Here is a 10,358-nt window from a genome sequence, read left to right on the forward strand (position 1 = left end):
TTTGTATCCAAGAAATACTGGGTAATTGTGTTGATGCGACATCATCTTTTGTTGTGACTTATTCAAAAACACCGAATGGAACTAAAACTTCTGTGAATAATTGGGGAATTAATTTTGCTTGCTGACTTTTCAAAAGAACAATCAAAGGTGAAGAGTTAATAATTACACGATTAATCGACATTTGCCACTTCCTGGGCTAACTCTTGGGCATTATATTGCATAAAATCTACTTGGTAGCGTGATAAGGCATTAATAAATTCAGCACGAGTTAGCCCAGCAATCTCTGCTGCTTTGGCTTGTGAAATGTCGCCTAATTCATACCATTTAACTGCTGCGGCAATTCGCATTTCTTGGATAAATTCTTCAGGATTTTTACGAAGTGCTGAAAATACTGTTTCTGGTAATTGGATTAGTACTGTTCGCATAAATTTATCCTCAAATTTGACGTTTGGAATTTGAAACCGCAAAGCGATGTCTACGACGGGCTACGTCTACGCTCTATTCTTTACTGTACTTTGGTTATGAGGGGAAGATCGCTGCTAAAATTTGAACTACAACTATTGTGTGGCATCAATTTGGTGTGATTTTGTGAAAGGGTGCGATCGTTAGGGATATGGTTCTTTTAAAAACCTTGCATAATTTCCCCGAACCATTATTGTATCGGGATGACCTACCCCTAAAGTACCTTCACAAATTGCTAAAGCTTGCTCAAATAAAGGTTTGCCTTCACTGAAGCGTCCTGTATAACAGTAGAGTCCTGCTAGATTGTTCAAGCTAGTGGCAACATCAGGATGGTTGTCTCCCAGTAAGCGTTTTCTCAGTACCAAAGCTTGCAGATGCAGGGGTTCGGCTTCACTGTAGCGTCCTGTAGACTGATAAAGTGTTGCTAGATTATCCAGGTTAGCGGCGACATCGGGATGATTATCTCCCAGTAAGCGTTTTTTCAGTGCCAAAGCTTGCTGAAACAAAGGTTCGGCTTCGGTGTAGCGTCCTGTAGATTTATACAGTGCTGCTAGATTGTTCAGGTTAATAGCGACATCGGGGTGATTATCTCCCAGTAGGTGTTTTTTTAGTTTTAAAGCTTGCTGAAACAACAGTTCGGCTTCGCTGTAGCGTTTTGTAGAACCGTAAAGTAATGCTAAATTGTTCAAGCTATTGGTGAGATCGAGATGGTTGTCTCCCAGCAGACGTTGTCTTAGTTCTAAAGCTTGCAGATACAGAGGTTCGGCTTCGCTGTAGCGTGCGGTATAACGGTAGAGTTCTGCCAGATTGTTCAAGCTAGTGGCGACAATAGGATGGTCGTCTCCCAGCAGGCGTTTTGTCAGTTCTAAAGCCTGCTTATACAAGGGTTCGGCTTCGCTGTAGCGTCCTGTAGATTTATGAAGTGCTGCTAGATTGTTCAGGCTAGTCGCAACATCGGGATGTTCCAAACCCAGGCGATTTTCAGTAATTTTGACACCCTGCCGCAACCAAGGTTCTGCTTGCTGATAAAGCCCTTGATCTTGATAAAACCAGCCTAAGCCTGTGAACGGTCTAATTAAATCCTCGTCGCTGAGATATTCGGATAAGTGGGTTGCAACTTCTGCAATATGGGGGATAGCAAGAGTGAGGTTGAGAATATCTTCACGATTAGGCTGTTGAGAAATTGTCCGTGCCAACTCTACCATCTGCGCTACAAAAGCAGTTTTAACCTCATCTGCATTACTTGACTTATCCAACTTCATTTGGAAAAATTGCCGAATCAGTGGATGTAGACGATAAATTCCTTTACTTTGCCATTGTATTAAATGCAGTTTTCGCAAATCAGCTATAGCTTTCTCCCAGAATTCTTGTTCATCGTCATCTTCTATCGCCTTAACAGGAAAAGGAATATCAGCCAAAGCATACAAACTCAGCCAACAGCCTAAGCCTTGTGCTTTCTCATCCAACTGTTCCCAACTTAATGCAAAAGCTTCAGCGACACCGTATTCATAACGCATCAATGGTTTAGCCTTGGCGATTGCTTCGTGTTCTAGTCGCTTTTTCTCTAGCCGCTTCCGCAGTGTTTCCAGAGACAAATCTGGCATTGTATCCAGATATCGCCCCACTAACTCTAACGCCAAAGGCAAATATCCCAAGAATTTACAAATTTCTCTCGCAACCCAAGGTTCGCTTTTCAGCCGTTCTCTATCAACCAGCGATTTTAATAATTTCATCGCCGCCAATGGTTTGAGAACACCCAAAGATAATTGCGGCAAAGTTCTATCAAACCCCAGGCGCGTTGTCAGCAATACTTTAAACCGGGGTGATTCTGGGGGTAGATAAGGCTGAACCTGTGTTTTGTAGTCGGTGACATCATCAAACACCAGCAGTACTTCACCTTGTTGCCAATTTTGCCAGCAGTATCTCAGCCTATCTGCTAATTCCCAATCGTCTGGTGCAATGAGTTTAAATTTCAATTGGGCAAATCTGAGAATCTGAATTCCGACATCAATTCCCTGTGCAGACAACCAGCAAACCCCACCTTGATATTTCTGCAAATGCTGTTTAGTGTATTGGGTAGCGAGTTCAGTTTTGCCGACTCCACCCATACCCGCCACAGCTACAATTGCAACTTGCTGAGATGTTTGTAATGAGGAGTGCAGGTTTTGTAGTTCCGTCTCACGTCCCACAAATTTTTCAAATGGCACAGCAGGGGGAATATTTTGATGAATTTCTTTAATTGTGGGTTGGGTATATTGCCCGCCATTATATTTCGCTGTCAGACAAGCCCGTAACTTTTCTAGCTTACCCCGGCTTTCAGAATTGGCTAATTCAGGATAACTCTGGGCAAATTTGTCATAAACCTCAGTCATCCGCTTTTTGAAAGCAGCCGCACCGATGTTCAACTCGCTGGCAAGTTTTGCCTCACTCTTGCCTGAGTTTTCAGTCTTCAAACGCTCTACAAAAGCTGCCGTTTGCTCTGGGGATAAGCTATGAGTAGCAGCTTCATTGGCTAGAAAATCAGCCCATTGCATAGACAGCTTGTGAGATTTCTTCTCGATTCTACTTAATTTCTACTTTCTCTCTACTTTGTCTCCATTTCTAGGGAATCTCCTCTTCTTCTGGCAAAAATACCATTTGCATAGAAACATTTAGAAGAGGTTTAGCCATGAAAACTGCCTTAACAACTCCAGTCAACGCTAATCAAACCACCCAAACTTCGCAATTAATTCCTGCCTCACCAACATCGGTAGAGAATCCATCTACCTGGATGCGAGATGGATACAGTCCTACTGAAATTATTCTTGCGGCGGCAATTTTAACTTCATTGTCTATTGGGGGAATTGCCTCTGTGATTGTGGCGATTACGGGTTTAGTTAAAACTTTAGTACGCCTGACAAGCGAAAAAACAAAGTAGGGGTACTTGCAAAGGCAAATTCTTCGCTTCGTTGCTATCCCGCCTCGGAATCAATTCCGAGGCTAATAGCCTAAGTCCATTCAAACGGACTAAATTTTAGTTAATTTGAGTCAGTTTTAACTGACTTATGGTGTTAGCCTGCGATTTGAATCGCATGCAGGCTGAAAGTATCGCCTGTCACTTGAAACTTTGAGCTTTTGAACTCCAACGTTGAGCTTCTGAACCCGAATGTTGAGCCTTTGAACCTGAATGTTGAGTCTTTGAACCTCGACGTTGAGCCTCTGAACCCGAATGTTGAGCCTTTGAGCCTGAACGTTGAGCCTTTTAACCTCAACGTTGAGCCTTTTAACCTCAACGTTGTACCTTTTATCTTCAAAGTTGCACTTTTTAACCTCGACGTTGAGCCTTTTATCCTCGAAGTTGCACCTTTTAACCTCGAAGTTGGGATTTGCTACTCAAAACAGCCAGATAAATACTCTATCCCTCCTGCCTTCTGCCCCCTTATACTAAGGTGACTGATTTAACACCCACTTCAACCACTGCCCAAAGGAACTTACAACATTCAACCTTTGGATTCCAGGCGCACGAGCGGCGGCCAGTCCATCAACAGCGACTAATGCGGCGTACTGCAAGCCCAAGAAACTATCAACTGCGGCGTAAGGGCCACCTAAAGTAATCGCTCCAGCAGCATACATTTGACCTCTATCACTACGCATTTCTACTAATTCAAAATTGTTCGCTACAGTCAATCGCCCCAAGTGATTCACTGGGAGGTTGTAATGTTTCACCAAATCTGCTAACAGGGGATTGGCATCTACCTTGGCATCCAGTCCGGTAGCATCAACAATAAAATCAGCTAGCAATTTCATTTCCCCAAAGCTTTGCTCTCGGATACGGGTAATAGTGCGGTTTTGGGCATTTCGTTCCACATCCAGCACCTCACCGAAGGTAATTTGATACCAGCCTTCGCTAATCCCTTGGGCAGTAATTTGCTGCCAATCTCGGCGGTCGGCAGTGGTAGTTCCACCCCAGTCTGCTAGTAAACGCTTGCGTTCATCGGGAGTAGCTTTTTCTAACATTGCCCGGAGTTCGCCGCCCCAACAGGCTTTCGGCCAGTTAAAGGGTTGAAATTCGTAATGATTTTTGACTAAGCGCGTGGCTCTTTGAAATTTGTTACCTTGGGGTTTAGGCGATCGCATTAAATGCAAAACTGCAATATTCCGATTTCGTTTTCTAGCTTCGTAAATGCGCTGCACAATCCGCGAAGCCACGATTCCCCGCCCCCGAATCAATACCGTACCACCATGTTGCTCTAGTTGCTCATAAACATGATCGTGGGCTTCATAAGCATTGACTACAGATTTAAAGTCTTGATATTTTTCTCTATAAGCTTGCAAATCTGGGAGAAACTGAATTGCTGGATATCCAGTAGCTAAATGTAAATAACGACTAACTAAAAAAGCATAATTTCCTGGGCCGCGAGAATAGGCTACGCAATATCTACCGTCATCAGTTTTGCGAATTACCCTAACTCGCCCATAGCGATAAATTTGATTCCAGTCTATGCGCTTCGTCTCCCGGTCTATGGAATCAAAGACATTACCCGCACGGGGAGTATAAGTTTCTGCAAATGTTGGTTCAGCAAACACTTGCCATAAATACTTGAATGCTGACTTGATCTCTCCCTTGGCTAAGTCTCCCCAAGCTTCACGCAAGGCATAACTAGGCCAACCCCAAATATTATCGGGACAAGAGTCAGAATTAGAACGCAATCTTTCATATAAGGGAATTTGCGAATTCAAACAGAGGCGCTTGTAACGGGCATAAGGTTTTGCCTCTAATCCCAAAGCCACAATTTTGTCAGCACGTACACCACTAATTCGCAGCAAATCAGCCCATAAAAAGCTACCCAATCCCGCCCCGATCGCTAGATAATCAGATTCATCTACTGGTAATCCCGTAGCATGAAGTGCTTGTAGAGCAACTGTCTCCGCCTGAAATGCTAATGGCGGGAAATTACTTGCCAAGGGCGTTAGCGGCTGAACTACAGGCAAGCTGGGGTCTGGGTGATTGGTATTTGCGTTGAAGTGAATCGTTGAAGGGGGGCTAGTATCTGGTGCAGAGGCGTTAGCGCCAAATGTCACTGCAATCAGATACGGGCCAATTTGCAACGTATCGCCATTAACCAAAACACTGCGTGTTTGTGGTTGACCATTGACATAGACACCGTTAACGCTGTTTTGGTCAATCACTACTAAATGGTCTTGTTCCCAGTCAATTAGGGCATGGTAGCGAGAAACTTCATTACTGTTAAGCAGCATCCGAGAAACGCGCACTCCCCTGAGTTCAGCAGGTAAGCGAGCGAATTCTCGACCAAAAGCGATCGGCATATTTAACAGTGGTTCTCGCCGTTCTCCCGTCGCTGGTTCTTCCCAACTCAATTGGATTTGTAAGTCATTTGTCATTGGTCATTTGTCATTTGTAATGGGGCATAGGGCATTGGGCATAGGGCATCCCTTCTCTGCGAGACGCTACGCGAACGACTTCGCTCAGGGCAAGTGGGCATTGGTTATTAATTCTTCTCCCCCTGCCTCCCCTGCTCCCTCATCCCCCTCATTTCCCGGTTGGTGAGCGAAGTCGAACCACATCCCCCTCATCCCCCTCATTTCCCGGTTGGTGAGCGAAGCTCGAACCACATCCCCCTCATCCCCCTAACTCCTAACTACCAACACACTCACAGCCGCAGCTAAAGATGTCCCACACCAATGACAGCCAATTTGTAGATTCTCTCCTGGGGAAACTTTATGACATTTGGGGCATTCTAAGCCATAAACTCCTGGCGGTGGTGCGGAGGGTGTTGGTGGATGGTGGTGATGTCCGAGATTTACTACTGGATTGGGTGGTAACAAAATTGTTGCTGGAATACTACCTGTGGAAATGCTAGTAACATTGAGTTTTATTTGTCCCAAAGAGATACTAGTGCCCTCAGTTAAAGGCATTTCACCTTGGACTAATTGCCGTCCATCGACAACGGGGGGATTTTGCGATCGCAAATTCCTGATATAAAAGCGTTGTTGCTGGTGATGAAAAAATATTTCAACATGCAGACCAGACACAGTAAGATGACTCAGAACAATATCGCACCGGAGGGGGTCGCGACCGATGCGGACAGTGCCATGATTTTGACTTAGCTGTTGTTCGTAAATGTTCTGAGTTTTATCTTGACCTGCATCGTGCCACTGTAAAGTTAGTGCGTTCATGGTTCTAACTTCGTAAATCGTATTTAGCTACTTCAACTTCTTTCTGTGCGATTCCTAACACGATTGAGTCGGTGCAAGCAAGTATTTAGAAAAAACTTCAACAAGCTTTATTTTGCCGATGCTAATTTATCAGCAATGCGTGTAGTTTCTGGTAGCCGATATTTGGGCGTACAGCGTAATACATAGTCAATCGCTGTCGGTAAACTAATTCGATGACCACTGGAGATATATAGAGGTTTTACTCCTGTGCGCGATCGCAAAACTGCCCCAATGGTTTTACCGTTATATATTAGTGGTTGTCTGCTACCCTTAGTTTCTGCCAATTCCTCATACTTACCTACCAACCTGGACTTAGCTACACCAATTGTCGGCATATCTATAAGTAACCCTAAATGGCTAGCTATACCTAATCTGCGGGGATGAGCAATTCCCTGACCATCACACAAGATAATATTTGGTGTTGTTTTAATCTTTTCCAGGGCATCGAGGACAGCTGGAATTTCCCGAAATGAGAGGAACCCAGGAACATAAGGAAAGGTTGTAGGACGATATGCTAGGCTTGTCTCGATTACTTGCAAATCAGGAAAACTCAGTACTGCAACAGCGGCACGGCTAATGGTTCCATCAGCTTCAAAACCCATATCCACTCCAGCAACATACTGGATAGGTTCTTGCAGTTGATCTTCAGTAATTACTTGATTTTGCAGCGTTTCTTGGATAACTATGGCTTCTTCTAGCGTCGAAGGCCAGGCATGATTTCGAGAAAACTTCATACTGAAAATTAAAATTAAACTGATTAATATTAATCCTGTTAATTTGGCAACCACAAAAACAAGAGTTTTTAATGTTGAGACAGGGAAAATATATTTTTGCGAAAGTCTGTGAAAGACTATCTTTATACTAAATATTTTAGCCCCAGTTAGCTGATATCTTGCATTATAATGTTACTTAAGGCTGTCAAGAGGGAATCCTGAGAATATAAGTTGATTTTTCTAGATTTTCTCTTTTACTGGTTATGACACAGCCAAATATTCTAAAACTTGCAAAGCAGGGGGATGCAGAAGCGATCGCATCTCTGATAAATCGCCACCTACACCCCAAAGCGATCGCTGCAAAAGTCACTTTCCACGATGCTCGCTTGGAGGTAATGCTAGAATCTGCCGAAGTACCAAATCAGCAAATTTTAGTTGCATTTATCCGCAAAGGGTTAACGGCTTTAGGGGCTGCATCTATTGAAAGAGTGAAAGTTTATGGACAACAAGCAGGTAAAGATTTTCCAGTTTGGAGTCAAGAGTTTGATTTAAGCATAGCAGAAGCTGAAATAGAAGCAGTAGATAATGAACAGTCTGCCAATAATCCTCAAATTCTAACTATTTGTATTAACTTAAGTGGTGATACTGTACAGGGATTAACAAACCATGATTTTGAATTTATTGCCAATCAAATCAGTACTGATATTTTATCATCTTGTACTGGTGTTTTTATCCAAAAAGTAAATATTAGTAATGGTAGTTCTATGATTACAAAGGAACGTTAGGATTTAGTTTACCTTATGTAATCGTCTAGATAAAATCTCAATCGGTATTTTTATAAGAGATACAACAAATTCAGCTAAATTTAAAATATATGGCTATAAAATTTTTAAAAATGTTGCTTATAGATGTAAATAGGGAATTATAAGATAGACGATAATTTATCATTTTTTTGCATTTATTGATGATGACACAGCCGAATAATCAGGAAGTTATTAAGCAAAAACTACAAAAGTTTTACTACTGGCCATTATGGTTTCCTTATCCTAGTTCTTGGTTAAAAGCATTGATTTTAACTCTACTTTTGAGAGTTATTATATTTGTAGTCAAAAATACTGGAAAGCTAGGCTATGACATCGTATATTTTGTACATAGCCCAGAATTATTTTTTATATTTACAATATTGTTAATCTTATCTCCAATTCCGATAATTTCTTTGACTCATCACTGCTTACACTTGCTTTTAAGTCGGTTTTTATCAGAAATTCAAGCACCCGAAATAGGTAGAACACAAGGATTATTACCAGGAATAATGAGTTGGTGGGAAGGATTGTACGCTTGGCTTGTAATTGCAATTTCTACACTGATAGCAACTTTGTTTTCTACAATACTTCTACCATTACTTAATCCTAACTACGTCAGACAAATTGAATACTATACGCAAATAGAAAATATTAATAAGATAATATTAACATTTGAGCTATTTTATATTTCTGCTGGGGCACTAATTTATCAAATTGAATATTTGGTAAGACACCGAATAATATCTGCTTATTCTGGCAATAAAGAAAAAGATACCGAGAAATCAAATATTGGTTCAAATATAGAGAAAGAACTCAATATATTGCGTGGAGAAATGGGTTTACACAAAATGAAATCAAATGTTTTATCGAATAATGAACAAACTACGATTGTCGAGACTAGACGGAAGTATCGTAATTTAAATAAAAAGTGGCTGCTCGTTTTTCTAATATTGTCAATTTCTCTAGGAATATACTTTTCTTCAAGATTTTTAGAAATATTCCCCCTAACTTCTAAAATTTCAACACAAATCCCATCAAAATCTGTATTAATTACGCCCTCACCAGTGACTTCAGAATCACCAACTGCTTTACTTAAAACTGATACATTTCGAGACGCAGTAAGTAAAGCAATTAATGCAGCGAACCTTACTCAATCAGCAAAATCTTCAGATGAGTGGAAAACAGTTGTGAGTCAGTGGGAAGCTGCGATCGCATTTATGAAAAACGTACCATCTTCTAGCCCAAATTATGTAGTAGCCCAGCAAAAAATTATAGAATATCAGAAAAATATGAACTACGCTGAGAAAAATGCCGTCGCTGGCAAGTAATGCGATCGCACCTCAAAGCTAAACTATAAAAAGCAGTGCGTAGCTTGCTGCCGTAGGCATCGCTCGACTGTCCGGATCAAAATAAAACCCTATAAAGACCAAAATATTAACTGCCATTCTTCACAAAAAAGAATTGTATGTTGCTGAATGTCCTGAAGTCGGTACAGTTGACCATTTCAGGTTGATCGAGTTGAAAGAAGATATTATCCAATATCTCGTTTGTTTTGCTTGAATCAGATGCGATATCCTCTAAGTTAGAAGACAGTAAATAGACTGTTGAGGCTGTTATCTATCACGCAAAAGCACAATAACATGGCTTTTTCTCATGAATTTCAGCGCTATCGGAGCGTGCGTCCCCTCGATATCCTCCTAGGTCTAGTTAGTTCCATCCTTCTACACTCTATTTTACTGATCGGGAGCAAATATTGGTTCACAGCTTTTATGCCTGAGCTTAAGCAAGAGATTCCAATTGAGGTAGTTGAAGTTTATCCCAATGAAACACACATACCCCAAAAAACCTTATTCCGGGCTACTAAAAATTCAATTGCAGGTGGTAAAGCTTTACCGAAAAGACCTGTTTCTGCTGTGAAGTCAGTTAATTCAGATATACATAAAGCTTCTAGCAAGAGTCCTTTTGACTCAACAACCTTATCTTCAGCAGAGGTATTCCGACCAGAACCAAAGCAGCAGAAAGCGGAATCACCAAATCTATCTCTTCAACAACCCAAAGTTGAGCCAACAGCGATCGCAAGACCAACTATACCATCAGCACCCAAAGTTGAGCCAACTGTGATCGCAAAAGCAACTATACCAACAACACCCAAAGTTGAGCCAAC

The 10,358-nt window shown here is 41.7% G+C and carries 11 protein-coding genes and 1 pseudogene; 5 read left to right on the top strand and 7 right to left on the bottom strand.

Going from position 1 to position 10,358, the window contains the following annotated elements; all coding sequences use genetic code 11:
* Positions 1 to 58: 58 nt before the first annotated feature.
* The 3 genes from V7K60_RS27810 to V7K60_RS27820 all read right to left on the bottom strand — a co-directional run bounded on the left by V7K60_RS27810 (position 59) and on the right by V7K60_RS27820 (position 2,996).
* On the bottom strand, positions 59 to 181 hold the full coding sequence (locus tag V7K60_RS27810; protein ID WP_334930358.1) for a hypothetical protein: 123 nt from the start codon (positions 179 to 181) through the stop codon (positions 59 to 61).
* A complete protein-coding gene (locus V7K60_RS27815; protein WP_334930360.1) occupies positions 171 to 425 on the bottom strand; it encodes a UPF0175 family protein in 255 nt (84 codons plus the stop codon). The genes V7K60_RS27810 and V7K60_RS27815 overlap by 11 nt, the downstream gene beginning before the upstream one ends.
* A gap of 180 nt (positions 426 to 605) precedes the next feature.
* Positions 606 to 2,996 carry a tetratricopeptide repeat protein gene (locus V7K60_RS27820; RefSeq protein ID WP_334930362.1) on the bottom strand — a complete coding sequence of 797 codons (2,391 nt, stop codon included), beginning with the start codon at positions 2,994 to 2,996 and terminating at the stop codon, positions 606 to 608.
* A 134-nt stretch (positions 2,997 to 3,130) separates the two neighbouring features.
* On the opposite strand from V7K60_RS27820, the gene V7K60_RS27825 reads away from it, so the two are divergent.
* On the top strand, positions 3,131 to 3,379 hold the full coding sequence (locus V7K60_RS27825; RefSeq protein WP_334930364.1) for a hypothetical protein: 249 nt from the start codon (positions 3,131 to 3,133) through the stop codon (positions 3,377 to 3,379).
* A 197-nt stretch (positions 3,380 to 3,576) separates the two neighbouring features.
* The gene (locus V7K60_RS27830; protein WP_334930366.1) at positions 3,577 to 3,894 is read left to right on the top strand and encodes a hypothetical protein; all 318 of its coding nucleotides are present in this window, start codon (positions 3,577 to 3,579) and stop codon (positions 3,892 to 3,894) included.
* On the opposite strand, the gene V7K60_RS27835 is transcribed toward V7K60_RS27830, so the two are convergent.
* The 4 genes from V7K60_RS27835 to nfi all read right to left on the bottom strand — a co-directional run bounded on the left by V7K60_RS27835 (position 3,886) and on the right by nfi (position 7,412).
* Positions 3,886 to 5,844: an FHA domain-containing protein gene (locus V7K60_RS27835; protein WP_334930368.1), complete on the bottom strand. Its 1,959-nt coding sequence runs from the start codon at positions 5,842 to 5,844 to the stop codon at positions 3,886 to 3,888. The genes V7K60_RS27830 and V7K60_RS27835 overlap by 9 nt on opposite strands.
* Positions 5,845 to 5,928: 84 nt before the next feature.
* Positions 5,929 to 6,075: a hypothetical protein gene (locus V7K60_RS27840; protein WP_334930370.1), complete on the bottom strand. Its 147-nt coding sequence runs from the start codon at positions 6,073 to 6,075 to the stop codon at positions 5,929 to 5,931.
* A 15-nt stretch (positions 6,076 to 6,090) separates the two neighbouring features.
* Positions 6,091 to 6,639, bottom strand: a complete 549-nt coding sequence (locus V7K60_RS27845; protein WP_334930372.1) for an FHA domain-containing protein — start codon at positions 6,637 to 6,639, stop codon at positions 6,091 to 6,093.
* A 107-nt stretch (positions 6,640 to 6,746) separates the two neighbouring features.
* Positions 6,747 to 7,412 (bottom strand): deoxyribonuclease V, encoded by a 666-nt coding sequence (gene nfi / locus V7K60_RS27850; RefSeq protein ID WP_334930374.1) that lies wholly within the window; start codon positions 7,410 to 7,412, stop codon positions 6,747 to 6,749.
* Positions 7,413 to 7,654: 242 nt separating this feature from the next.
* On the opposite strand from nfi, the gene V7K60_RS27855 reads away from it, so the two are divergent.
* From V7K60_RS27855 to V7K60_RS27865, 3 genes and pseudogenes are all read left to right on the top strand, one after another.
* Positions 7,655 to 8,176, top strand: coding sequence for a hypothetical protein (locus tag V7K60_RS27855; protein WP_334930376.1), 522 nt, complete (start codon positions 7,655 to 7,657; stop codon positions 8,174 to 8,176).
* A 176-nt stretch (positions 8,177 to 8,352) separates the two neighbouring features.
* Positions 8,353 to 9,522, top strand: coding sequence for a hypothetical protein (locus tag V7K60_RS27860; RefSeq protein WP_334930378.1), 1,170 nt, complete (start codon positions 8,353 to 8,355; stop codon positions 9,520 to 9,522).
* A 441-nt stretch (positions 9,523 to 9,963) separates the two neighbouring features.
* Positions 9,964 to 10,358 (top strand): annotated as a pseudogene (locus tag V7K60_RS27865) (hypothetical protein); the annotation flags it as partial.

This window comes from Nostoc sp. (assembly GCF_036917555.1).
GTDB lineage: Bacteria > Cyanobacteriota > Cyanobacteriia > Cyanobacteriales > Nostocaceae > Nostoc.

Excerpts from the sequence above, each read along its gene's own strand:
- V7K60_RS27835 (WP_334930368.1), bottom strand. The coding sequence starts at position 5,844 with ATGACAAATGACTTACAAATCCAATTGAGTTGGGAAGAACCAGCGACG.
- V7K60_RS27810 (WP_334930358.1), bottom strand. The coding sequence starts at position 181 with ATGTCGATTAATCGTGTAATTATTAACTCTTCACCTTTGATTGTTCTT.
- V7K60_RS27815 (WP_334930360.1), bottom strand. The coding sequence starts at position 425 with ATGCGAACAGTACTAATCCAATTACCAGAAACAGTATTTTCAGCACTT.
- V7K60_RS27855 (WP_334930376.1), top strand. The coding sequence starts at position 7,655 with ATGACACAGCCAAATATTCTAAAACTTGCAAAGCAGGGGGATGCAGAA.
- V7K60_RS27820 (WP_334930362.1), bottom strand. The coding sequence starts at position 2,996 with ATGCAATGGGCTGATTTTCTAGCCAATGAAGCTGCTACTCATAGCTTA.
- nfi (WP_334930374.1), bottom strand. The coding sequence starts at position 7,412 with ATGAAGTTTTCTCGAAATCATGCCTGGCCTTCGACGCTAGAAGAAGCC.
- V7K60_RS27825 (WP_334930364.1), top strand. The coding sequence starts at position 3,131 with ATGAAAACTGCCTTAACAACTCCAGTCAACGCTAATCAAACCACCCAA.
- V7K60_RS27845 (WP_334930372.1), bottom strand. The coding sequence starts at position 6,639 with ATGAACGCACTAACTTTACAGTGGCACGATGCAGGTCAAGATAAAACT.